This window comes from Flavobacterium sp. 25HG05S-40 (genome assembly GCF_052654735.1).
In genome coordinates this window covers 2,425,907-2,452,260 of the sequence record NZ_CP199750.1, presented here as the reverse complement: position 1 = coordinate 2,452,260, position 26,354 = coordinate 2,425,907, and the positions used below count along the sequence as shown (strand labels likewise).

Annotated in this window: 17 protein-coding genes; 10 read left to right on the top strand and 7 right to left on the bottom strand. The window is 37.9% G+C overall.

The window, feature by feature from the left end:
- Positions 1–123 precede the first annotated feature (123 nt).
- Together ACULEU_RS10600 and ACULEU_RS10595 are read left to right on the top strand one after the other, a co-directional pair.
- The gene (locus ACULEU_RS10600) at positions 124–3,141 is read left to right on the top strand and encodes a DUF7619 domain-containing protein (protein WP_445452562.1); all 3,018 of its coding nucleotides are present in this window, start codon (positions 124–126) and stop codon (positions 3,139–3,141) included.
- A 180-nt stretch (positions 3,142–3,321) separates the two neighbouring features.
- Positions 3,322–3,714: a response regulator gene (locus ACULEU_RS10595; RefSeq protein WP_445452561.1), complete on the top strand. Its 393-nt coding sequence runs from the start codon at positions 3,322–3,324 to the stop codon at positions 3,712–3,714.
- Between the two features lie 155 nt (positions 3,715–3,869).
- Here ACULEU_RS10595 and ACULEU_RS10590 read toward each other — a convergent pair whose 3' ends face one another.
- Positions 3,870–4,148: a hypothetical protein gene (locus ACULEU_RS10590; RefSeq protein ID WP_445452560.1), complete on the bottom strand. Its 279-nt coding sequence runs from the start codon at positions 4,146–4,148 to the stop codon at positions 3,870–3,872.
- Positions 4,149–4,307: 159 nt separating this feature from the next.
- Here ACULEU_RS10590 and tgt point away from each other — a divergent pair, with 159 nt between their 5' ends.
- The 7 genes from tgt (at position 4,308) to ACULEU_RS10555 (ending at position 16,818) form a co-directional block, all read left to right on the top strand.
- Entirely contained in the window at positions 4,308–5,438 is a 1,131-nt protein-coding gene (gene tgt / locus ACULEU_RS10585) for a tRNA guanosine(34) transglycosylase Tgt (protein WP_445452559.1), read from the top strand.
- A gap of 100 nt (positions 5,439–5,538) precedes the next feature.
- Entirely contained in the window at positions 5,539–6,624 is a 1,086-nt protein-coding gene (locus tag ACULEU_RS10580; RefSeq protein ID WP_445452558.1) for an LptF/LptG family permease, read from the top strand.
- Positions 6,611–7,492: a DMT family transporter gene (locus ACULEU_RS10575; RefSeq protein ID WP_445452557.1), complete on the top strand. Its 882-nt coding sequence runs from the start codon at positions 6,611–6,613 to the stop codon at positions 7,490–7,492. The genes ACULEU_RS10580 and ACULEU_RS10575 overlap by 14 nt, the downstream gene beginning before the upstream one ends.
- Before the next feature lie 88 nt (positions 7,493–7,580).
- Positions 7,581–8,534 (top strand): acetyl-CoA carboxylase carboxyltransferase subunit alpha, encoded by a 954-nt coding sequence (locus ACULEU_RS10570; RefSeq protein ID WP_445452556.1) that lies wholly within the window; start codon positions 7,581–7,583, stop codon positions 8,532–8,534.
- A gap of 141 nt (positions 8,535–8,675) precedes the next feature.
- Positions 8,676–10,223, top strand: a complete 1,548-nt coding sequence (gene dnaB, locus ACULEU_RS10565; RefSeq protein WP_445452555.1) for a replicative DNA helicase — start codon at positions 8,676–8,678, stop codon at positions 10,221–10,223.
- 83 nt (positions 10,224–10,306) lie between these two features.
- Positions 10,307–11,566 (top strand): asparagine synthetase B, encoded by a 1,260-nt coding sequence (locus ACULEU_RS10560; protein WP_445452554.1) that lies wholly within the window; start codon positions 10,307–10,309, stop codon positions 11,564–11,566.
- 284 nt (positions 11,567–11,850) lie between these two features.
- The gene (locus ACULEU_RS10555) at positions 11,851–16,818 is read left to right on the top strand and encodes a T9SS type A sorting domain-containing protein (RefSeq protein ID WP_445452553.1); all 4,968 of its coding nucleotides are present in this window, start codon (positions 11,851–11,853) and stop codon (positions 16,816–16,818) included.
- Between the two features lie 32 nt (positions 16,819–16,850).
- Here the strand turns inward: ACULEU_RS10555 and ACULEU_RS10550 are convergent, their stop codons facing one another.
- The 3 genes from ACULEU_RS10550 to cphA all read right to left on the bottom strand — a co-directional run bounded on the left by ACULEU_RS10550 (position 16,851) and on the right by cphA (position 21,701).
- Entirely contained in the window at positions 16,851–17,324 is a 474-nt protein-coding gene (locus ACULEU_RS10550) for a DUF1569 domain-containing protein (protein ID WP_445452552.1), read from the bottom strand.
- 198 nt (positions 17,325–17,522) lie between these two features.
- Complete coding sequence (locus ACULEU_RS10545) at positions 17,523–18,995, bottom strand: serine hydrolase (RefSeq protein ID WP_445452551.1); 1,473 nt, start codon at positions 18,993–18,995, stop codon at positions 17,523–17,525.
- A gap of 81 nt (positions 18,996–19,076) precedes the next feature.
- A complete protein-coding gene (gene cphA, locus ACULEU_RS10540; protein ID WP_445452550.1) occupies positions 19,077–21,701 on the bottom strand; it encodes a cyanophycin synthetase in 2,625 nt (874 codons plus the stop codon).
- Positions 21,702–21,959: 258 nt separating this feature from the next.
- Between cphA and ACULEU_RS10535 the strand changes: the two genes are divergently transcribed.
- Positions 21,960–23,594: a S8/S53 family peptidase gene (locus ACULEU_RS10535; RefSeq protein WP_445452549.1), complete on the top strand. Its 1,635-nt coding sequence runs from the start codon at positions 21,960–21,962 to the stop codon at positions 23,592–23,594.
- 7 nt (positions 23,595–23,601) lie between these two features.
- Here ACULEU_RS10535 and ACULEU_RS10530 read toward each other — a convergent pair whose 3' ends face one another.
- Genes ACULEU_RS10530 through ACULEU_RS10520 form a run of 3 tightly spaced genes read right to left on the bottom strand, consistent with a single transcriptional unit; the run spans position 23,602 to position 26,353 of the window.
- The gene (locus tag ACULEU_RS10530) at positions 23,602–24,441 is read right to left on the bottom strand and encodes an alpha/beta hydrolase (protein ID WP_445452548.1); all 840 of its coding nucleotides are present in this window, start codon (positions 24,439–24,441) and stop codon (positions 23,602–23,604) included.
- Positions 24,442–24,475: 34 nt separating this feature from the next.
- Positions 24,476–25,255: a zinc ribbon domain-containing protein gene (locus tag ACULEU_RS10525; protein ID WP_445452547.1), complete on the bottom strand. Its 780-nt coding sequence runs from the start codon at positions 25,253–25,255 to the stop codon at positions 24,476–24,478.
- Between the two features lie 3 nt (positions 25,256–25,258).
- On the bottom strand, positions 25,259–26,353 hold the full coding sequence (locus ACULEU_RS10520) for a Nif3-like dinuclear metal center hexameric protein (RefSeq protein WP_445452546.1): 1,095 nt from the start codon (positions 26,351–26,353) through the stop codon (positions 25,259–25,261).
- Position 26,354: the final 1 nt, after the last annotated feature.

Below are 26,354 nucleotides of genomic sequence, written 5' to 3'. Positions count from 1 at the left end.
AGTTATAAATTGAGATGGGTAATCAAGAAAATTTTTATTAATAATAATTTTTATTCGGTTAAAAGTATATTTTTGTCTATCGATGATAAGAAATATAAAATTACTAATACTATCCTCCAAAACATGAAGCATTTATACACAGCCCTTGTACTTTTTTTTATTGCTTTCAAACTTTCGGCACAATGTCCTACAGGCGATGTAATTTTATATAGTCAGGCTCAAGTAAACGCATTTATAAATTTATATCCTAACTGTACGCAAATTAATGGTTCGCTTGTTTTGTTGCCATCAGCAGGAGGAAATATTTCTAATCTAAACGGATTGCAAAACATTACCAGAATTAACGGAAGTTTTAGAGTAGACCAAAACAACAGCGCCATCACAAGTATTGTCGGAATGAGCAACCTGAATTATATTGGTGGTGATATTTACATAAATGATACTTGGATTGAAACGATTTCAAGTTTTCAAAATCTAACGTATGTTGGTGGCTCTATTGAAATACTGAGTAATTCCATCAGAGACTTTTCTCCTTTAAATAATATCACACACGTAGGTGGTAGTTTAAAACTAGGCAATGATTCAAATTATTGTGCGCTTAGCGGATTAATGCTAGGTGTTACTACTGTTCCAGGTGATGTGTTTATTGGGGAAATCGGATTTAATGATAATAATTTTGATTCTTTTTCTTCGCTCGTTTCTGTCGGTGGTGATTTTGAAATAGGCGCTAATAATCTTATTAATCTCACTAATTTAGGAGCTTTACAATCTGTTGGAGGGATTCTTAGTTTTTCATCCTGTCCCAATCTGACTTCCTTTGATGGTCTAAATTCATTAAACAGTATAGGAGGCCTTATAGTTAATGGTGGTTGTAATAATCTATCAAGTATAGCCGGGTTAAATAATATAACATCATTGAACCTTGGTTTTTTGGTAAATGGTACTAATCTAACTTCGTTAGCTGGTCTAGAAAATATAACTTCGATTAGCGGATATTTTGGGATAACCTCTAATAGCAATCTTACCTCTATTAATAGTCTTTCAAACGCTAATTTGAGTGCAGTAACATCACTGAATATTTATGAGAATACCAATTTAGCACTATGTCAGGAATTAAACGTTTGTAATTATTTATTCACAGCGGCAACGGATTCGTATTTGATTGGTAATAATGCTGCAGGATGCTCTAACTATGATGATTTAATTGAATCGTGTAACTTAAGATGGAAAAATCTGATTAGGGGTACTGTAAAAATAGATTTTGAAAATAACGGATGCGACACCGGGACTGATTTTTCTATGAATAATGCCCATGTAAGAGCGATTTCCGGAACAGCAACTTACGCAACTTTTGCAGACGCGAATGGGAATTACAGATTATTTGTACCGCCGGGGAATTACAATCTTCTGACCAATGCTTCTAGTTTTAACTATACTTCTACACCCATAAACTATTATGTAAATTTTGCCACCATTGGAAATGAAGAAGTTAAGAATTTTTGTAACGCACCAAGTCAAGTTACGAATGATGTTAAAATACTTTTTTATCCATTAACTGTAGCGCGACCTGGCTTTGATATCGTGTATTGTATTAAGTATGAGAATATAGGAACTACACCATTGAGTGGTTCGCTTTCTTTTACGTTTGATGTGGCCAAAATGAGTTTTGTATCCTCAACGGTTCCGGCAAACAGTCAGTCAGGAGGAACTTTCACATGGAATTATTCTGATTTATATCCGTTTCAGCACCGATATATTAATGTTACGTTTAATGTATTGCCGCCACCGATTATAAATCTTGGAGATACTTTGCCTTTATCGGCTTCAATACTTCCGGTTTCAGGCGATTTTACGCCGGTTAACAACAATTATTCTATGAATCAGATTGTGGTTAATTCTTTTGACCCTAATGATAAAACAGCATTAGAAGGCAATACGATTTTGCTACAAAACATTGGCAAACATCTACACTATTTGGTACGTTTTCAAAATACCGGTTCTGCTTCTGCAGTAAATATAAAGGTTACGGACACTTTAGATGCCAAACTCGATCCCAATACTTTTGAATTAGCAGATTTAAGTCACCCAGGTCGAGTGCAGCTAAAAAACAATGTAGTGGAATTTCAATTTGATAACATCAATTTGCCCGACAGCACATCTGATGAACCCAATAGTCATGGCTATGCTGTTTTTAGAATAAAACCAAAATCGACTACCGTATTTGGGAATACAATTCAAAACACGGCCAATATTTATTTTGATTATAATGCACCAATCATAACGAATACTGTTCAAACTTTTGTAGATGCCGACACCGATAGTGATGGTGTTTATGATTCTGTAGACAATTGTAAAACGGTGGCTAATCCTGATCAGCTAGATACAGACAATGATGGCTTTGGAGATGTATGTGATGATAATTTAGAAGTCAGTCCTCCTTATTTTATGGGTTTTGATACCGCAACTTTAGACCCTTTTTGGAAAACCTACCGTCAAACTTCTTCAACATCGACTACAAGTGTTACCGTAAGTAATCTCAACGATGTTAATGGAAATGGCAATACAATTAAACTGTATTCCTATGCTTCCCTTTACACAACCATGCTTATTAGCCCGAGACTAAATAATTTAACGACAAGTAGCATTGTGAAATTTTGGGCTAGTCAAGAAGGGTCTACTTCTTATGACGTAGAAGTTGGATTTATGACCAATCCATTGCAACCAACCACATTTAGAGTAATGCAATATATAAATCCGACCAGTACAATGAGGGAATTCGTTTTAAATATGGCTAACTACAACCCCGCTTATGGGAAAAATCTTGCCATAAAAGTAAAAGGTCGAACCGTTTATATCGATGATTTCAGTTATACCAATACAGCCTTATCGTCGGATGAAAACTTAAAATCAGATTTCGTAATTTATCCCAATCCGGTAAACGAACTCTTAAACATTCATACTTTAAAAGATATTGAAGCTGTAGCAATATACGATGTAAATGGTAGGTCTCTTGACACGCTAACACCAGAAATTACTGCGGATGGATTTCAAATTGACGTTAAAAATCTTTCCAGCGGATTGTACTTTGTTGTGTTGAAATCCGGAAAAGAAACATACAGACATAAGTTTATGAAAAACTAATACAGCGCCAAATCCAGGTAGAAATCTCATGCGTTTTTAATGGTATAATGCTAATATACAAAAGATTAGCATCGTAATAAATAGTGTTATTCAAATAGGAATTATATAAGTTTCCAATAATATTTTGTAATTTAACACTGAATTTATTCGTTTAACTTGCCCTTATCAAATAAATCTACTATGGAAAAGCAAAAAACAATCTACTATTTGGATGACGACCTCGACGATTTAGGCTTCTTCAAAGAAATTGCTGAAGAATTAGGCCACAATGTAAAAGTGTTCACCGATGGCCGTAAAATGTTATTGGTATTAGAAATTCAAGCCGAAAAGCCTGATGTTATTTTTCTAGACATTCACATGCCCGTATTGAACGGAGAAGAAATTTTGAATATCATAAAGAAATCTGATGATGTAAAGCATATTCCGGTGGTTATGGTCTCTGGAGCTTATCCTAAAAAATTACTTCAGTACTGCGCTTCAATGGGAATTTCATGCTTAGTTAAAAGACATAATTTTCAGGAATTCAAACAGAATATTCAAGAGGTTATGAGGACTTTAGAAACTGTACAATAGTCAACCTTTTCTTTGTTTTTTACAGTCTATACAAAAGCTCAAGTTATCTGTCAGTTTTCCCCTAAACTAGAAACCTTGCAGTTGACAAGACAAAAACTAGAAAGAAAACGCTAAATTAAAAGGATAAAATCCGTTATAGAATAAAGACTATTTAGCTACATCAATTTGAAATTGTTTCCCGTTAAACGGAAATTGATTACCATCGCTCTGAAATCGACTTCCAGTACTCTGAAATCGACTTCCAGTACTCTGAAATCGACTTCCAATACTCTGAAATCGGTTACCATCGCTCTGAAATCGGTTACCATCGCTCTGAAATCGACTTCCATCACTCTGAAATTGGTTGCCATCGCTTTGAAATTGACTTCCAACACTCTGAAATTGGTTGTCATCGCTTTGAAATTTATTTCCAACACTCTGAAATTGAATGTCATAGCGCTGAAATTCGATATATTTTTAACTAACTATCGAACGAGTCGCCACTTCGCGAAGCCGTGTCACGTTGGTAGACTGTTTTCTTATGTTAAATAAATTCACAACTCCTAATCCATAACTCATAATTCTTTTATCTTTGCCGACTGTAAAAAGATACTATGAAATTTGAATTATTAGCGAATGATCCCAATTCCAATGCACGTGCCGGAAGTATTACTACCGATCATGGCGTAATTGAAACCCCAATATTCATGCCGGTTGGAACGGTAGCTTCGGTAAAAGGCGTGCACCAACGCGAACTCAAAGAAGAAATTAATCCCGATATTATACTCGGAAATACGTACCATTTATACCTACGACCACAAACGGCCATTTTGGAGCAAGCCGGAGGATTACATAAATTTATGAATTGGGATAGAAATATCTTAACCGATAGTGGTGGTTATCAAGTGTATTCGCTTTCTGCAAATAGAAAGATTAAAGAAGAAGGGGTAAAGTTCAAATCACATATCGACGGTTCTTATCATGTATTTACTCCCGAAAATGTGATGGAAATTCAGCGCACCATTGGTGCCGATATAATCATGGCTTTTGACGAGTGTACGCCTTATCCCTGTGATTACCGCTATGCACAACGCTCGATGCACATGACGCACCGTTGGTTAGACCGATGTATTAATCATCTGGAAAAACTGCCCTTCAAGTATGGCTACGAACAAACCTTCTTTCCGATAGTTCAAGGAAGTACTTATAAAGATTTACGCCAACAATCGGCAGAATATATTGCCAATTCCGGTCAGCAGGGAAATGCCATTGGTGGACTTTCCGTAGGAGAACCAGCCGAAGAAATGTATGCCATGACTGAAGTGGTGTGCGATATCTTGCCAAAGGATAAACCTCGTTATTTGATGGGCGTTGGAACACCTATTAATATTTTGGAAAACATCGCTCTTGGAATTGATATGTTCGATTGCGTAATGCCAACACGAAACGCCAGAAACGGAATGTTATTTACAGCCAATGGTACCATTAACATCAAAAACAAAAAATGGGAAGCCGATTTTTCTCCCATCGATGAAATGGCACACACTTTTGTGGATACTGAATACACTAAAGCCTATTTAAGACATTTGTTTGCTGCGAATGAATATCTAGGAAAGCAAATTGCAACAATCCATAATTTAGGTTTCTATATGTGGTTGGTTCGTGAAGCAAGAAAACATATCTTAGCGGGAGATTTCCGAACGTGGAAAGACATGATGGTGAAAAACATGAGCCAACGATTATAAAAGCCAAAAGTTAAATTTCCAAAGTAGTTTCTTTAGACTTTATGACTTTATGACTTTATGACTTTATGACTTTATGACTTGTGACTTTAAGACTTGAAAAATGCTAAAAATAATTGACAAATACATACTCAAACGTTATTTAGGAACATTCATCGTGATGTTGCTGATGTTTATTCCTATTGGAATCGTTATTGATGTGTCTGAAAAAGTCAATAAGATGATTGAGCATAAAGTACCTTTTGGTCAAATTGCAAGGTATTATTTAGACTTTACCATTTATTTTGCGAATCTTTTATTTCCGATATTTTTATTCCTTTCCGTGATTTGGTTTACCTCAAAATTGGCCAACAACACCGAAATTATTGCCATTCTGAGTTCCGGAATTTCCTTTTCCAGATTTTTACGTCCGTATATTATTGGCGCAACTATAGTGTCATTTTTGGCCTTAATAATGACCATTTTTTTAGTTCCTAGTGCTAGTGCCGGATTTAAAAACTTCAGGTATACCTATCTCAATAATAGTGGTAGAGAAGGAATGCGCGAGAACTCCGATGTATTCCGCCAAATAAGCAAGGATGAATACATTTTTGTAAGTAACTATCAAGAGGTTTCGAAAATGGCCTTTAATTTTTCGATGGAAAAGTTTGAAGGCGATAAATTGAAATACAAACTTATTGCAAGTCGTATTAAATGGAATCAAAAGGACAGCACGTACACCATTTATAATTATAATAAAAGGAAAGTTGGAGCATTTGGTGACATCATCGAGTCAGGTGAGGCCAAGGATACTGTTTTTAAATTTGATTTAGAAGATTTAACTCCAGTTGTCTACATTGCAGAAACGCTTCCTATAACCGAACTCAATAAATTTATTGATAAGGAAAGAGCCCGTGGTTCCTCGAATATCAATGTTTATTTGGTAGTTCTTTATAAAAAATACAGTATTCCGGTTTCGGCTTTTATACTTACCATTATAGCAGTTTCTGTTTCCTCAATGAAACGACGAGGTGGAATGGGGGTAAACCTTGCTATTGGAATCATTCTCGCTTTTGCCTTTGTGTTTTTAGACAAGATTTTTGGGGTATTAGCCGAAAAATCTACAGCACCACCATTACTGGCTGTTTGGATTCCTAATATTGTTTTTGGGGCCTTAGCCATTTATCTTCTAAGAAATGCTAAGCGATAACGTCAAAAGTTATTTGCACCTGCATTTGATCGTTTTCATTTGGGGTTTTACGGCTGTTTTAGGAGCTTTAATCTCGCTTGATGCTTTGCCTTTGGTTTGGTTTCGAATGCTTTTTGCTGTTGGGTTTATTGCGATTTATATCTACTTCAAAAAGTTGCCTTTACGAATATCCACCAAAGTTTTTTTTCAATTTATTTTTGCCGGATTAATTATCGCCTTACATTGGTTTACCTTTTTTCACGCCATCAAGATTTCGAATGTTTCTATTACGTTGGCTTGTCTTTCAACTGGAGCCTTTTTTACGTCATTACTCGAACCAATTTTGTATGGAAAAAAAATTGTCTACTACGAAGTTTTCTTCGGATTGCTTGTAGTTGTTGGGTTGTACATTATTTTTAAAGTGGAAGGGAATTATTTTTGGGGAATGTTGACCGCTTTAAGTTCGGCTTTTCTTTCTGCCTTGTTTGCCGTTATCAACAGCAAATTTGTTAAAACACATGACGCCACAGTTATCTCTTTTTATGAACTGAGCGGTGGTGTTCTTTTCTTTACGTTTCTATTGATAGCTACTCAAAGTTTCTCTGCCGATTTTTTCATGCTTTCTTCCAAAGATTTTATGTACTTGATGATTTTAAGCTCGGTTTGTACCGCTTATGCTTTTATTGCATCCACTTCGGTTATGAAATTTCTAAGCCCTTACACCGTAATGCTTACCATAAATTTAGAACCTATTTATGGCATTATTCTCGCCGTACTAATTTTTGAAGAAAAAGAGCAAATGAGCTTTGAATTCTACCTCGGAGCCTTCATAATTTTACTAACAGTATTGCTCAATGCGATTATAAAATATCGTAAAAAATTGACCTAAAGTTGTTTACAACTAATCTTTAAAAATTGCATTTTTTCACAATATAAAATTTTATATTTGCTATTCGTTTATACAAAATTACAACCCTATGGAATATTTAGATTTTGAACTTCCAATCAAAGAATTAGAAGATCAACTCGATAAATGCCAAATTATTGGTGCCGAATCTAATGTTGATGTTACTGCAACTTGCAAACAAATCGAAAAGAAATTAGAGGAAACCAAAAGAAAAATTTACAAAAATCTTACTGCCTGGCAAAGGGTACAATTATCCAGACATCCTAACAGACCTTACACTTTAGAGCATATAACCAACCTGACCAAAGGAACCTTTTTAGAACTTTTTGGCGACAGAAATTTTAAGGATGATAAAGCGATGGTGGGCGGTCTAGGACAAATAGACGGTCAGTCTTTTATGTTAATCGGACAACAAAAAGGAATCAATACTAAAATGCGTCAGTTGCGTAATTTTGGGATGGCAAGTCCTGAAGGGTACCGTAAAGCCTTGCGTTTGATGAAAATGGCAGAGAAGTTTAATATTCCAGTAGTAACGCTGATTGACACTCCCGGAGCTTTTCCCGGTTTGGAAGCAGAAGAACGTGGACAAGGTGAAGCAATTGCCCGAAATATTTTTGAAATGATTCGTTTGAAAGTGCCAATAATTTGCGTCATAGTCGGCGAAGGCGCGTCAGGTGGAGCCTTAGGAATTGGTGTAGGCGACAGAGTTTTGATGATGGAAAATACCTGGTATTCCGTTATTTCTCCAGAGTCATGTTCGTCGATTTTATGGAAAAGTTGGGAGTACAAAGAACAAGCTGCAGAGGCTTTGAAACTAACTTCCACCGACATGAAAAAAATGAAATTAGTTGACGATGTCATTCCGGAACCACTAGGTGGAGCGCATTATGATAAAGCTACGGCTTTTAAAACTGTGGAGCAATATATCACCAAAGCTTTTAATGAACTGAAGGATTTATCAACAGAAGAATTAGTAGCTCAAAGGATGGACAAATACAGCAAAATGGGTGAGTACAAGGAGTAAATTCTTATAAAATAGTTAGATTCCGTCTCGTCCCTAACGAGGCGGTTTTTTTTTGGTTGTTAACAAAAAAACGAAACTTATAAACAGTACACTTGAATAACTCTATTACCAAATTTTTAGCAAAATAGTTACTTTCGCTCTATGGAAAATATAAGAAACATTAACCCTATAAAAGTAGATAAAACTACGATTATAAATCTTGAAAAAGGCAAGCTGCCACCGCAGGTTCTCGATTTAGAAGAAGCGGTTCTCGGTGCCATGATGATTGATAAAAAAGGGGTCGATGAAGTAATCGATATTCTCCAGCCCGATGCTTTTTACAAAGAGGCTCACAAGCATATTTTTGAAGCTATTTTTCAGTTATTCACAGATTCACAGCCTATCGACTTATTAACAGTTTCGGCACAGCTCAAAAAGAGCGCAAAGCTGGATTTGGCCGGAGGCGATTTTTATCTGATCCAGTTGACGCAAAAGATATCATCGTCAGCACATATCGAGTTTCATTCCAGAATCATTTTACAGAAATATATTCAGCGTAGCCTGATTAAAATTTCTTCAGAAATCATTGAAGAGTCTTATGATGAAACCACCGATGTTTTCGATTTATTAGACAAAGCCGAGTCAAAATTATATGAAGTAACTCAGGGCAACATTAAGCGTAGCTCTGAAACGGCGCAAAGTTTGGTTATCCAAGCCAAAAAAAGAATCGAAGAAATCGCCAACAAAGAAGGCTTGAGCGGAATTGCAACCGGTTTTGAAAAGTTAGATAAAATTACTTCAGGCTGGCAACCTTCCGATTTAATTATTATTGCTGCTCGTCCGGGTATGGGTAAAACCGCATTCGTTTTGTCGATGGCGCGAAATATAGCTATCGATTTCGGTCACCCAGTGGCACTCTTTTCTCTAGAGATGTCCTCAGTGCAGTTGATTACCCGTTTGATTTCTTCCGAAACAGGCTTATCTTCCGAGAAATTAAGAACCGGAAAATTAGAAAAACACGAATGGGAACAGCTTTCTACCAAAGTTAAAGATTTAGAAAAAGCGCCTTTGTACATTGACGACACGCCCTCGCTTTCTATCTTCGATTTAAGAGCTAAAGCACGTCGTTTATCCTCACAGCACGGCATCAAAATAATTATTGTTGATTACCTTCAATTGATGACTGCAGGCGGAAGCAACGGAAAAGGTGGCGGTAATAGAGAACAGGAAATCTCTACTATTTCGAGAAACTTAAAAGCGCTAGCGAAGGAATTAGAAGTTCCGGTTATAGCACTTTCTCAATTGTCGCGTGCCGTTGAAACTCGTGGTTCTAGTAAAAGACCTTTATTGTCTGATTTACGTGAATCGGGTGCGATTGAACAAGATGCTGATATTGTGTCGTTCATTTACCGTCCGGAATACTATAAAATTGACGAATGGGACGACGATGAACAAACACCTACAGCTGGCCAGGCCGAATTTATCATTGCCAAACACCGAAATGGTTCACTGGAAAATATTCGTCTGAAATTTATCGGAAACCTAGGTAAATTTGATAATCTGGAAGAATACGGAAGTGCTTTTGACGATTTACCGTCCAAAATGAACCATGATGACAATCCGTTTATGACCAAAAACCTGCCATCGCCAAACGAGGCTTTCGGAAGTAATATTAATTCCAATGATGACGACAGCGATGTTCCGTTTTAAAAATATAATCCCGACTAATCGGGATTTTTTTATGCTTTTCTTCACAGTAAAACTGTTATCTTTGGGTTTGATATTTTACAATTATGGTTAAAAAGTCACTCTATGTTTTTCTTTTCCTGATTAGCTTTGCAGTTAAGGCAAATTTTATTTTATTACCTATGGATGATGCTACCCAAAAGAATCATCTTAAGGCATACGGAATAACGTATTGGGCTTTGGACAAACAATACAAAGCAAGTTGGCTGCTGAATTATCGGGGAGGCTCTTTTTTATTACCAGATGTACCCGAAATCAGAAAAGAATGTCAGATTCGAGGCGTGAGTTTTGAAGTCATTACAGATGGCGAAATGCAAGCTGTTTTAGATGATATTTCGAGTCCGTCACAAAATATGGAGACGGTTGTTTTAGAAAAAGCGCCCAAAATTGCGGTGTATTCTCCGCCAGGAAAACAACCTTGGGATGATGCGGTTACGATGGTGTTGACCTATGCGGAAATTCCGTTTAAAGTAGTATATGATGAAGAAGTTTTGGGTGATCAATTGCTTTTGTATGATTGGCTTCATTTGCATCATGAAGATTTTACCGGGCAATACGGAAAATTTTACGGAGCCTATAGAAATGCACCTTGGTATATTGAGCAAAAAAGAGACGCCGAAGCTTTGGCTACAAAATTAGGTTTCGCAAAAGTTTCTCAAGATAAATTAGCTGTTGCTAAAAAAATTCGGGATTTTGTAATTGGCGGTGGCTTTATGTTCGCGATGTGTTCAGCTACTGATAGTTTTGACATTGCTTTGGCTGCCGAAGGTGTTGATATTTGCGAGCCTATGTTTGATGGTGATGACAGCGATGCGAATTATCAATCTAAAATCGATTATTCGAAAACGTTTGCTTTCAAAAATTTTATTTTAGATCGAAAACCAGATCACTACGAGTTCTCCGATATTGATATGACCGAAAAACGACGTATTCCTTTTGAAAAAGACTATTTCACCTTAATGGAGTTTTCCGCAAAATGGGATGTGATTCCGAGTATGCTTTGCCAAAATCATACGCAGTTGGTCAAAGGTTTTATGGGACAAACTACTGCTTTTGATAGCCAATTGCTCAAATCTAACGTATTGGTTTTAGGAAAAAATGAGCTCAATGACGAAGCACGTTATATACACGGACAAAAGGGTAAAGGATTCTTTACGTTCTACGGAGGTCATGATCCTGAGGATTATCAGCATCGAGTAGGAGAAGAGCCAACAGTTTTGGATTTACATCCAACGTCTCCAGGTTTCCGACTTATTCTAAACAATGTATTGTTTCCCGCAGCCAGAAAAAAGCCTCAGAAAACGTAACTTAGGTATATCGCCCGGAACGAATATCCATTTATTTTCTACGAATTTGTTAAAATCGCCATCGAATGTACATTAAAAATCTGATGGTTATTTTTTATTGTATTTTCGATTCGCTTTCTGCGTTTTTTGTTGTTAATAATTTTGAATAGTATAAAAAATTTAAGTTGATTATCTAGAGATAAATTCCTTATGTTTGGCACTCGAAAAAAATTAGCGCAAAGAAAATACTCAAAAAAACAATTTTAACAAATTTTATCTTGAAACACTATTACAATTTAAGTAAGATGAATCAAGTTTCTGTATGGAAATCATTATTCATTATTATGGCGCTCATTTTGGGTTGCCAAAACGTTTCTGCTCAGCTAACTATTCCTGCCGGAAATACATATACCTCAACCAGTAACAGGCCATTAGGGGCTTTTTATGGTTATGATCGTACGCTGTCTGTCTATAATGGTTCCCAAATGAGCATCACTTCAGGATCTACAATCACGGGCATTCGCTATTTTTGTCAAACAGCATCTACTACGGTTAACCTTCCGGTGTTTGTGTACCTGAAAAATGTTGGTTTTAGTTCTTATACCCCAGGATTCTACAACGCGACCGCAGTCCTAGGCGCCACTTTAGTGTATTCGGGTACGCTTCCAGCAGCTGATTTTCAGGCGGGGAAATGGGTCACCATCCCATTTACCACTCCGTTCGAATATACAGGGTCCAATTTGCAAATCCTAGTTGGGACCGATTACGAAGTAAGCAATGCCGATGGCCCGGCGACCAAAGCCTTCCGATGGTCAGATACTTCACAGAATCAAACACAATACTGGAATAGCAACATCGCACCAACGTTCCCAAGTAACGGGACGGTGGTCGCATCCAAACCCAACATTCAAATTTTATACAATACGCTAGGCGATGTGGGAACATTGTCACTCGACTATACAACGGATACCATGCTTGAGAATCGGACAAAAACCTTTGCCGTTAATCGCAGCGGCGGATCAACGGGAACTGTATCTGTCGATTACGCAACAAGCAATGGGACTGCAATCGCGGGTACCGATTATAACGCCACATCTGGAACGCTAACTTGGGCAGATGGCGATATGGCACCCAAGATGATTTCTATTACGACATTGCCCGATTTTATTCAGGATAATGCGGAGACGATCAACATCACCCTTTCCAATCCGGTCGGAACCACCTTTGTAGGGCCGACTGCAAGCGTAGTGACCGTGACCGATGTGCTGCCTCCGATGAACGGAACCTATACTGTTGGAACTGGTGGGAATTACGCATCGTTGACCAATACTGGCGGTATTTTTCAAGCTATCAACAACCGCGTTGACGGAGTTTCAGGTCCGATTACGATCAATATCATTTCTGATTTGACAGGCGAAACTGGAAGCAATGGGCTTAATGAAATCGCAGGCGGGCATACTGTGCTGATTCAGCCTTTTGGAGGAGCCAGAACAGTTACCGGCGCGCTAGGCACAACGTCTAATCTGGGTCTGATTCGATTCGATGGAACCGATAATGTCACTATAAACGGATCGCTTGTAGGCGCGGAGGTGGCAAGTTGCCAAATCGGTGGAGATGCTTCTTTGCGTCAACTAACAATTATAAACAACTCAATAGGTACGACTGCTGCGGTATTATTCTCATCCTCAACTACCGGAGCGTATAACAACACCATCAAAAATGTGAATTTGGTAGGGGCCAATCCTAGCGTCGGATATGGCGCGATGTTCCGCGTGTTTCCGCACAGCAGTTCTGTTCCGTCTTTGGTCAACAACCAAAATAGCCGTGTTGTGAACTGTTCGGTGAAAAAAGCCAGTATCGGGATTTATTCTTCGGGTTCCACCACATCCAATCCGAACACCAACTTAGTTGTGACGGGGAATGATATTTCGGCTACTGGAACAGACCGGGTCTCTAGAAGTGCGATTATCATCTTCAACGAGACGAATCCACAGGTCACATTCAACAAAGTCAACATCCAGAATACGACTTCTGATTTGAGTGAGACTGTTGGCTTGGCAATAGGTGCTTCTCAGGCTTACTCGACTTCTGTAACGAGTGGTGGAATTAGTGGCGCTTTGGTCGCTAACAACTGGATCACGGGCGTTGTGAGTACAGTCGATCTTGGTGGTTCTACTGCAGGAATCGCAATTTCGGGAACAGCATTTGGCACGCCAAATATAGTGAAGAACAATATGATCAGTAATGTATCAGGTTTGTCTCAATTCACCTACCATGTGGCAGGGATTTGGGTTGTTGGGGCGGTTGCCTCTGAGACCAAACTTTATCACAACACGATTTCCCTTTACGGAGACCGAGGTGCACGTACGAATCAATCGCCAAGTTATGGGATTGCGATTTCGGGATTAGATCCGTCTGTGGAAATGAGAAACAACATTATTTCGACTACACAGATCGCTACCGGCGGCGGTTTTGTAAAAACCTACGCGTTCGGGACACTTAGTACTACGTTTGCTAATTTGATTTCAGACAACAACATATTTTATAGCGGGGGTGTTCAAGACGGCGGATTCCGTTCCGGCAACCTTTCGAACAATGCAGGAACGAGCTATGCAACTTTGGCCGATTGGACCGCTGCAACTTCACGCGACAGCAATTCGATCGAAGTGGCTCCAGTGTTCGTTGCTCCAAACGATTTGCATCTCTTGGCGGGTAGCAATCCAATCATCGAGGCAACGCCAGGTTTACCCATTCCTTCGGTAACAACAGATATTGATTGCAATTTAAGAAGTACAACAATTCCGGCTATAGGTGCACAAGAAATCACTGTTAGTGGTTATTCGATATCGGCAGCTGCCGGAACAGGAGGAACCATTACTCCGGCTGGTACTGCTTCGGTAGCCGTTGGAGAAAATCAATCGTATACCATTACCGCCAATTGCGGATATGTAATTTCAGATGTAATGGTTGACGGTATTTCACAAGCTGCACTAACTTCTTATACTTTTACAGGTGTAACAGCCAACCATACCATTACTGCAACTTTCACAGCACAAACCGCTACAATTACCGCGGCAGGACCAACTGCATTCTGCGTAGGAGGAAGTGTAGTACTTACATCATCGGCTGCGACAGGTAACGTATGGTCTACAGGAGAAACTACACAGTCTATTACGGCGCAGGCCTCAGGCAATTATTGGGTTTCCGTTAATAATGGAACTTGTAATTCGCCTATATCGTCACCAACAACCATTACCATTACGACACCTCCAACAGCTCCAACCATCACAAGCGGGTCTCTGACCTTTTGCCAAGGAGGAAGCGTAACGCTTACTTCATCCGCACTAACTGGAAATCTATGGTCTAACGGAGCGACCACAAGAGCTATTTCAGTGTCGACATCAGGAAGCTATTCTGTACTATACAATAACGGAGGTTGTGATTCAGCTCCATCGGCAATTACGACTGTAACTGTTAATCCATTGCCTGCTACGCCTACAATTTCGGCTTCGGGTTCAACTACTTTATGTACGGGTGGAAATGTTGTTTTGACGTCATCATCGGCTACCGGAAATACTTGGTCAACCGGTGCGACAACACAATCAATTACAGTTTCTGCTTCCGGTAATTATACTGTTAGAGTAAATAATGGTAGCTGTAATTCGGCCACATCGGAAGTTACGACTGTTACCGTTAATACCATTCCGGCCAGACCAACTATTACTGTAACAGGCGCAACGTCTTTTTGTGAAGGGGGAAGTACAATCCTAACTTCAAGCGCAACTACAGGAAATCTTTGGTCTAACGGCGAAACGACTCAGGCTATTACAGTTACAACTTCAGGAATTTATACAGTAACATCTACTGTAAATGGATGTACTTCGACAACTTCTGCAGGAAGACTAATTAATGTAAACCCAACACCAGTATTGTTAGTTACTAATCCGGCACCAGTTTGCGCGCCAGTTACAGTTGACATTACCTTGCCGCAAGTTACCGCAGGTAGTACAGGGGGAGGCACGCTTACCTATTGGACAAATGCTTCAGCAACAGCCGCATTACTTAACCCGAATGCTATTATTGTTAGTGGAACTTATTATATTAAGAGTTCTGTAGGAACTTGTTCTGATATCGAACCGGTAATAGTAACCATAAATGCAGCTCCGACTACACCAACTATAAATGCCAATGGTTCAACAACTTTCTGTACAGGCGGAAGTGTTGTTTTAACATCATCGGCTGCGACCGGAAACATCTGGTCAAATGGTGCAACGACGCAAGCAATTACCGTTTCGTCTGCCGGAAATTATTCGGTGGCCGTTACCTCAAACGGTTGTTCATCGGCATCATCTGCTGATACTGTTGTTACGGTTAATGCGATTCCATCATCGCCAACAATTTCGGCATCGGGAGCAATAACATTCTGTGCCGGTGGAGACGTTACTTTGACATCTTCATCTTCAATAGGAAATCTTTGGTCAAATGGTGCAACGGCGCAATCGATTACCGTTTCGTCTGCTGGAAATTATTCGGTGACCGTTACGCAAAACGGTTGTTCATCGGCATCATCAACTGATACTGTAGTTACAGTGAATCCGATTCCGGCAACACCTACAATTACCGCTGGAAGTGCAACGACATTCTGTACTGGCGGAAGCGTTACTTTGACATCTTCATCTTCAATAGGAAATCTTTGGTCAAATGGTGCAATTACGCCGTCTATTACGGTTTCAGCGGCAGGAAATTATTCAGTATCGGTTACAGCTATTGGTTGTTCGTCTGCTGATTCAGTGGCCACTTCGGTCGTTGTCAATCCAGCGCCGAACGACGCGGTTACGCAAAATCAGGGAATCATTACGGCAACGCAGACGGGTGCGACTTATCAGTGGTATTCTTGTCCAAATACATTGATAGACGGTGCCACTTCCCAAACCTATACACCATTAGTTGTAGGCGATTATAAAGTAATTGTAACTCTTTCAACTTGTGCATTGACTTCAGAATGTATCACGGTAACCGAATTAGGAACGAACGATTTTGATCTAAGAAATCTCAGACTGTATCCAAATCCGGTAACTAATATGCTGAATGTGGAGTATACAAATGAAATGAGTGAAGTGTTGGTTTTCAATATACTTGGGCAAAAGGTATTGAGCAGCAACGCCAATGCAAATAGCATACAAATTGATATGTCCCAACTTCCATCGGCAACTTACCTGGTTAAGGTAAGCTCAGAAAATGTTACGAAGACATTTAAGGTTATTAAAGAATAATTTTAGTTTTTAGATAAAGAAAAACCCCGAAATTATGTTTCGGGGTTTTTGATTTTAAGGATGTCTGTGATGATTTTAAGATGATGTTTAGTGTGTAGTTTCAAAAACCAAATAGTCGTTTTTAATTTTAAATCGCCAAACATCGGATGTGTAAAATAACTTTTGGTAGGAAGTTTTTCCAAATCAGAAATGTTTTTTTTTGCCAATGCTAGTTTAAAGTTTAAATCTTCGATAGTTGCCATTTCCATTGGGTTGACCAATTTTGGAGCTCTCACTTTTCCACGCGGAATGGTATTGATAATTTGAATAAAGATTCGCATTTTATTGAAGCGCCATTTGTAATGTTCAGGATTGGAATTTTTAAGTTGCTCAATTACACTATTGATAACCAAAAGGCTATGATCAATTTGCCAGCCAATGGTAGCGGGCGAAACTTGTGGATTCACTTTTTCGTGCTGAGGAATATGGCTTTCTATTTGGCCAAGTATTTTATGTAGTTGCTTCATTAGTGGTAACGATTATCGGCTTCCCGATTACCATAAACAATACTGTGCTTTTTGGTCGATGGGTTGTCCTGATTGTTTAAGTGTTAGTATAATTTTTCCTCTATTTTAATCGAAAAAAATAAGAATAGTAGTAATTGTAAAGCTTGATTGCAAAGCTATTAGTTGATGAAAAGGGTAAGTGCAAACCATCTTTTACTATTATTTAGAAATCTCTTCGATTATTTTCTTGCCATTTTCATTTGAAGGATCAAGTGCTACCGATTTTTTATAATGTAAGAGTGCCATTTTTTTATCACCATTTGCTAAGTAAGCTTCTCCTAAACTGTCATAGCAATTTCCGGAATTAGGAAAAGCTTCCACATTTAATTTGAAAATTTCGATGGCTTCTTTTATTTTACCCGATTGTAAAAATTCATAGCCAAGCGAATTCATTTCGTCTTCTTTAATCGCATAAATATCCGACTTTTGGGTTTCTTTATAGTGGAGTAATGCTGTCGTCAATCCTTTAGTGTTAATATCATTTGACAAGTTTTTTGCCAAAGATTGCTTGGGCATACTATACGTTTTGTTATATAAAATGGCTCGGATGGCTTTACTCATTTCACTCAAATTAGCGCTACCAGTATTGTTCAGAAAAATGATTAAATTTTTATCAGAAGGAATTCGGGTGATTAAAGTATTAAAGCCGTTTATACCGCCGGAGTGTTCATTAATTTGAAGTTTTTCTGTACTGTTTTCTATTGGTAATTCATATTTCCCCCAACCGTAACCATAATATCCGCCGCCACCCGTCGCAATGTGTTTCCCAAAATACAGTTCTTTTGATTTTGCTGAAATTAATTTTTCAGTGTATAAGGCTTGATCCCAAAGGTATAAATCCTCAACAGTTGAAAATAGAGAGCCTGCGGCATAAGGCAAATTCATGTCGATATAAGGCGCATTAATATAATCATTACCTCTTTTTTCATAAGCAGCGGCTCTGTTTTTGAGGATGATTTCGCTGTGGTCAAAACCTGAATTAGTCATTTTAAGCGGCGTGAAAATGAGGGACTGTAAGCATTCTTCATACGATTTGCCGGTGACCTTTTCAATGATGTAACCCAATAAAAAATAGCCTGAATTACTGTAAGCAAATTTTTTACCTGGCTCAAATTCAAGCGGTAAGCTTGAAAATTGTTTTACAAACTCTTCTGGTGTATAAAAATTTCTACTAGTCTCTTTGAAGAAATTCGGAAACGAAGTATAATTTGGAATTCCGGCAGTATGGGTTAATAAATGATGAATGGTTATTTTGTCACCCGTTGGTTTAGGGTAGTCCGTAATGTAGGTTGAAATAGGTACGTCAAGTTTAAGTTTTCCTTGTTCAGAAAGCTGTAGAATCAACATTCCGGTGAATTGTTTGGTGATTGATCCTAACCGAAATTTAGTAGTGGTTTGATTAGGAATATCCCATTCCATATTAGCCATTCCAAAGCCTTTCTTGTACATTATTTTTCCTTGTTCTGCTACTAAAACGGTTCCGTTAAATTGACCATATTCTGCGTATTTACTCATTAATTGCTCTATTTTTTCGGCCTTGGTTTGTGCTAAAGAACTATTAAAAGTGAGTAAGGAAAAGGAAAGTGCAAAAACGAAAGTTTTTAAAACTGATGGATTGATTTGATTTTTCATGATTGATGATTTATTAATAAATTTAAAAAGAATCCCAAAAACCCTGAGGTGTTTGGGATTCTTTATTTTAGAGTTTAATTGTTAAACGTTTCCATCTTCGCTTTCCTTGTCCAAATATTCCTGAACAATATCGATGGCATTGGTTACTACATCACTTAGTGCCGTTATAAAGCTTCCCTCTTCCGCATTATCAATGGCATGTTTAATGGCTTCTACTTCCTTTTTAATGATTTCGTGAGTTACTGTTCTGCCGCTTTCCGCAATTCCTTCCATGATTAAACCTATGATTTCTTCTTCGGTTCTTCCACGTAAGTGTTTTTCTTGACGGATGATAATGTGGTCAAACATTCGAGCTGCAATGGTCGCACATTCTTTGATGTCTTCGTCACGACGATCGCCAACTCCGGCAATAATTCCGATTTTTTTGGTAGCTTCTACTGAATGTAAAAATTCTTCAACGCCTTTATAGCCTGATGGATTGTGGGCAAAGTCGATTAGTACTTTAAATTTCTTAAACTCAAAGATGTTCATTCTTCCCGGAGTCTGAGCCGCACTCGGAATAAACGTTTGTAAGGACAGACTAATATCTTCGGTTTTAAATCCTTGTAAATAACTGGCTAAAGTAGCCGCCAAAACATTGGCAATCATAAATCGAGCTTTTCCTCCCATGGTTAAGGGAACGTGAGTGGCTCTTTCGACTCTGATTTTCCATTCGCCTTTTTTGATGGTAATAAAACCGTTTTCATAAACAGCTACAATCTTTCCTTCTTTTGAAAACTGTTTTACTTTTGGATTATTCTCATCCATACTAAAGTAAGCTACATTACAGCTTAATTCGTTAGCGATTCTCAAACATTGTTCATCTTCGGCATTCAAAATAGCCCAGCCATCTTTTTTGACACTTTTGACAACGGTACTTTTTACTCGAGCCAAATCCTCTAAAGTATGAATGTCACTCAAGCCCAAATGGTCTTCCTGAATGTTGGTAATAATCGCGATATCGCAACGGCTAAATCCAAGACCAGAACGCAGAATGCCACCTCGAGCAGTTTCCAATACAGCAAACTCTACCGTTGGATCTTTTAGAATATATTCTGCTGAAATTGGTCCGGTAGTATCACCCTTTTCCATCATGTGGTTTTGCACATAAATTCCGTCCGAAGTTGTAAATCCAACTTTAAATCCGTTGTTTTTTACGATATGCGCCAAAAGTCGGGTTGTAGTTGTTTTTCCATTGGTTCCCGTAACCGCAATAATAGGGATACGACTTGGTTTTCCTGGAGGATACAGCATATCAATTACTGGAGCAGCTACATTTCTTGGCAGTCCTTCAGAAGGTGCTAAGTGCATTCTGAATCCAGGCGCTGCATTAACTTCAAGGATACAACCACCGTTTTCTTTCAATGGTTGCGTTAGGTTTTCAGCCATAATATCAACTCCACAAACATCCAATCCGATTACCCGTGAGATTCTTTCGCAAAGGAAAATATTTTCCGGATGCATCATATCGGTTACATCAATAGAAGTTCCGCCTGTGCTTAGATTTGCAGTTGATTTCAGATAAACAACTTCATCCTTTTTCGGAACTGTTTCTAAAGTGTAGTTTAGTTTTTCTAATAAATCCGTAGTGTCTCTGTCAACATCGATTTGGGTTAGTACATTTTCGTGTCCATAACCACGACGCGGATCTTTATTGGTTTCTTCTATTAATTGTTGAATCGTATGGGTTCCGTCACCTTTAATATGAGCAGGCTCTCTTTTTGCAGCAGCAACTAATTTGTTATCGATAACGAGCACCCTAAAGTCAAATCCTGTTATGAATTTTTCAACAATAACACGGTGACTGTATTTTTTGGCATATTCTAATCCGGCTACAGCATCCTCTCTGTTTTTTACATTGATGGAAGCGCCTTTACCGTGATTTCCGTCTAAGGGTTTGATTACAATGGGATATCCAATTTTTCGGATTACTTGGTCTAAATCTTCTTCGTCTACAACGATGCCTCCGTTGGCAACCGGAATGGACGCAGCATCCAACATTTTTTTAGTTTGTTCTTTATTACAGGCAATATCTACAGCAATGCTGCTGGTTTTACAAGTAATAGTGGCCTGAAAACGCATTTGGTTGATGCCGTAACCTAACTGTACTAAAGAATTAGTGCCTAACCGAATCCACGGAATATCTCTAGCAACAGCTTCTTCTACGATACTTCCTGTAGAAGGTCCGAGACGCACACGCTCTCTAATTTCACGCATTTTCTGAATATCAGCTTCTAAGTCGTATTCGGTTCCTGCAATTAATGCTTCGGCAATGGCTACAGCACTTTCTGCGGCAAACATTCCTACGTTTTCTTCGGTGTAACTGAATACTACATTATATACTCCGGGAGTTTTGGTTTCACGGGTTCTTCCGAATCCGGTTTCCATTCCGGCCAAAGTCTGTATTTCCAAAGCAATATGTTCAATAACGTGTCCCATCCACGTGCCGCGTTCTATACGTGAAAAGAATCCGCCACGGGTACCTTCAGAACAACGATGCTCAATCATAGTGGGAAACATAGCTTCTATTCTTTCGCGAAAACCTTCAATTTTATTGGTTGGAAATTGTTCCATTTCTTCCAAATCTAGGCGCATTTGGATTAATTTTTTTCGTTGAACACTCCAAATATTAGGACCGCGAAGAGCCTGAATCTTATCTATTTTCATGATTAGGTATAATTAGTAAAAGTAATTAGTAATGATTTTGTTAAAAATAGGAAATTTTTATTGTTAGCATGTGTTTTTTTTTGAAGAAATGGCAAAAAAATAAAATGAGGATTATAATTTTTTAAAGTCTCTGAATATCAAAATGCTAGATTTTAAATCTAAAAAAACAAATTAATTGAAAAGAATCTTATCTTGCACTACTAACTTTTGATGTTTAACTTATTGATTTCTTTTGTCTTGAAAAATAAAATACTTTATTTGTTTATATTTATCGTCTCAGCAACTTTTGCGCAACAACGAAAAGGAGCACTTCATTTGACTTCAGCTTCTAAACACGATTTGTATGTTTCCTTTGGATTAAACTCGCCACTTGAAACATTTACCGAGAGTAATACTGATTTGAAAGCGCTTATTGAAGCGTATGGAGTAGAGTTTCAAACAGGAATTCCCATTTCCGAAAATACATTAATTACAATGGAAGGCAATGCTATGAAACTTCGCGGTAATTCCGATGCAGTGCGTAAGCTTAGAAATATTTTTAAAATTAGAATGGAAGATTCATCCAATGAACATCTTTTGGAAGTGGGTAAAGCATTGGAACAATTGGATGTGGTTGAATACTGCTGTTTGACCTCTCTTGAACCTGTGAAACCACCCGTTGATATTCCGCCAACGACAACAAATTTTGAAGCGAATCAAAGCTATATTCAATCAAATCCGGGTGTAAATATGCAAGCTGCCTGGGATTTAGGTTTGAATGGACAAAACATAAAATTAAGAGATGTTGAATACGGTTTCAATAAAAATCATGAAGAATTAGTTGATATTAATACTAGTTTGGCGAATGGAATGAACATTTCTACTAGCGCCAGTGAAGCTTATACAGAACACGGTACAGCCGTTTTTGGGATTTTGTATGCTCACAAAGGAAGTTACGGTATTTCTGGAATGGCATATGGAGCTCAAGAGTTAATTTTATATCCGGAGTGGCAACAATCAGGTTATAATAGGATAAATGCGGTCACACAATCGATTAATAATTCTACTATTGGAGATATTATTGTTTATGAAATGCAAGCATCAGTATTTTCTTCAACGGATTATGTAATGGCAGAGTACAATCAGGTCATTTGGGATTTAACCAAAGCAGCCACTGATGCTGGAATTACTATTGTTGCAGCAGCCGGAAATGGCGCAGTTAATTTAGATTCACCAAGCTTTACCAATTACATGGCAAGAGGAGATAGTGGCGCTATTATTGTGGGTGCCGGAAGTGCATCAATGAATCATAACAGACTTTTCTACAGCACTTACGGTTCAAGAGTTGATTTACAAGCTTGGGGCGAAAATGTGCAATCAATTGGTAAATTAGGAACTTTTTACACCTTGTTTGGAAATGATTTTAATCAAAGCTATGTTACTTTCACCGGGACGAGTTCTGCTACTCCAATTGTAGCTTCTTGCGCGGCCGTATTACAATCGTATTATTTTAGTTTAACCAATACCTATTTGAGTTCTCAAGCATTACGAACTATAATGCAAGAAACCGGAATTCCTCAAGGCACAGAATCGTCGGGCAATATTGGACCAATTCCCAATATGGAAGCGGCAGTGCAAAGAGTTTTTGAGGAATCATTGGAAATAAACGAGCAGGAAAAATTTCAGTTTTATATTTATCCAAACCCCATTGCAAATCAGTTTACGATAATGACAAGTGATTTAATTTCTAATAATGCCGTTATTGAAATTTATACCAAAATTGGTCAATTAGTGTATACGTCTAATCTACCAATAGATAAAGTTGTGGATGTCTCTTTATTATCAAGCGGATTGTATTTTGTTAAAATTTCTGAACAAGGAAAAAGTTTTATCCAAAAAATGATTAAAAACTAGGCTGGTTTCAGCTAATAAATGCAACTATTTTAAGGTATAAACTTTCATCGTGCATGCTGTGTCCTAGACCTGACGTTTCGATGTACGTCGAATTTTTCCAAGTGTTGGCGTACTTTCTGCCTTCCTCTACAAGTACTACTTTGTCCTCAATATCGTGTGCAATCAGTGCCTTTTGTGCAAAGTTTTGTGCAAACTTATGTCCAGCAAAATCATTAATGTGAACTTTGAATTTTTGAAGATAATAAGCTTCTAATTGTGTTTTGATGCGGTTGTTCAGACTCAAAAGCTTGATATAATTGTCTGCAATAATTTTAAAATCAGAAGGAGCGCCGATGAGAATTACTTTTTCGATGTTTTTATCTCCGTATTTATTGAGGTAAAAGGAGATAGCAGCGCCACCAACCGAGTGTCCAATAATTGTTTTTGGTTGGTATTTCTGGGTCACTACATTGATGCATTCAGCGTATTTTGGAGCGCTAAATTCGGTACCTTCACTTAATCCGTGTGCCGGTCCATCAATGGCAATAATGGTTTTTCCTAATGGTTTGAGATGTTGTAATAGTTTTTTCCAACGCGAAGCATTGCTTTCCCAACCGTGAACCAGAAGAATGATTTCTTCGTTTCCAGGCCAGATATAGGTTAGGAACTTTTCGTTATTGTATTCAAAGGTTTCCAGCGTCGCACTTTGGAGCGTTTTGGGCAAATGTTCTTTTTTTAACCTTCCTTTTCTTGGGCTGCTAAAAAGTTGATAGGCTTTGTTTTTGGCTTTTTCAAGATTGAAATAGCTCAACAAATTGAGATAAGCGCCAATAGTTTTGGTGATGATAAAGAATTGAATTTTTTGCATAAAAAAAAATCCCGAATGACTCGGGATTAGTATATTATAGGTGAGCAAATAATTTTTGCATTTTCTCTCTTTCTTCTTCTGCTAATGAAGCGTCAACCAAGATTCTTCCAGAATGTTCATCAGTGATAATTTTCTTTCTGGCTGCAATCTCTACCTGAGTTTGCGGTGGAATGGTAAAGAACGATCCAGCTGAAGCACCACGCTCAATAGATACCACGGCTAAACCATTGCGAACACTAGAACGGATTCTTTTGTAAGCTGCTAATAAACGTTCTTCGATTTGAGCTTCATACTCTGCTGATTTTTCCATCAAAAAGCTTTCTTCTTTTTGAGTTTCAGCCATAATATCGCTTAGTTCTGCTTTTTTATGTTTTAAGTGTGATGTTTTTTGGTCTAATTTTTCTTTTGAATTAGCAATCACTTCTTTTTTGTGATCGATAGAAGCTTTTAATTCTTTGATTTGTTTTTCAGCCAATTGGATTTCCAATTCCTGAAATTCCACTTCTTTGGTTAACGAGTTGAATTCTCTATTGTTACGAACATCTTTTTGTTGTGTCGTATATTTTTTGATTGCTGCCTGATGATCATCGATGGCATTTTTCTTGGTTTTGATTTGCTCTTCAATAGCCACCAAATCCGATTTTAATTTGTCTAAACGAGTGCTCAAACCAGTAACTTCATCTTCTAAATCTTCCACTTCTAAAGGCAATTCGCCTCGTACATTTCTGATTTCATCAATTCTTGAGTCTATGATTTGCAAGTCATAGATAGCTCTTAATTTGTCTTCAACACTTAGTTCTTTTGTAGTCGCCATATTTTATAAGTACTTAACTGGATTTGTATTTTCTTCCGAAAAAATGATTGCAAAATTAGGGATTTTTTTCTTAAGAAAATCAACAATATAATTTTTTGTAAATCTTTCACTTTCGAAGTGACCGATATCAGCTAAAACAATCTGATTTTCAGCTTCATAAAAGTTGTGATACTTCAAATCGGCTGTTAAAAACACGTCGGCTTTTGCCTGAATAGCATTCATAATAGCAAAACTTCCGGAACCGCCTAAAACCGCTACTTTATGGATAGATTTTCCTAATAAATTGCTATGTCGTATGCCACCACATTGAATTTTGTCTTTAACAAAGGCTAGAAAATCGGTTTCGGTCATTGGTTTTTCAAGTTCGCCTAACATTCCGAGTCCAATATTTTGATGGGTATTTTGTAAGTCATAAATCTCGTAGGCTACTTCTTCATAAACATGATTTGTGAATAAAGCTTTAAGAATTTTTGATTGCAGGTGCTTTTCAAATGTGACTTCGATTTTGATTTCTTCGTTTTCAACAAATTCAAAGCGATTCCCAATTTCGGGATTGCTGTCTTCATTGCCCATATACGTCCCTATACCTTTGGAACTGAAGCTACAGTCTTCGTAATTCCCAATTTTTCCTGCTCCGGCATCAAATAGCGCGTTGCGTAATGTTTCGACGTTTTCTGGAACAGTGTAAGTAATTAATTTTTGAATGAAGTTTTGCTTCGGAACCAGAATTTTAGTGTTGATTAAACCCAAAGCATCTGAAAAGATTTTGTTGACACCGTCTTTGTGATTGTCTAAAGCGGTATGAACAGCATAAATGGCAATATCGTTTTTGATGGCTTTCAGGACAGCACGTTCTACATAATTTTTACCGGTTATCTTCTTCAAACCTGAAAAAATAATAGGATGGAAGCACACTACTAAGTTGCATTTCTTAGCAATGGCTTCGTCGAGTACACTTTCTAAAGCATCGTGGCATACGAGAATTCCCGTTGCTTCGGCATTCACGTCGCCAACGAGTAAACCTACATTGTCAAAGTCTTCAGCATACGCCAAAGGCGCCATTTCTTCTAGGACGGAAAGTATTTCTTTAAGCTTCATA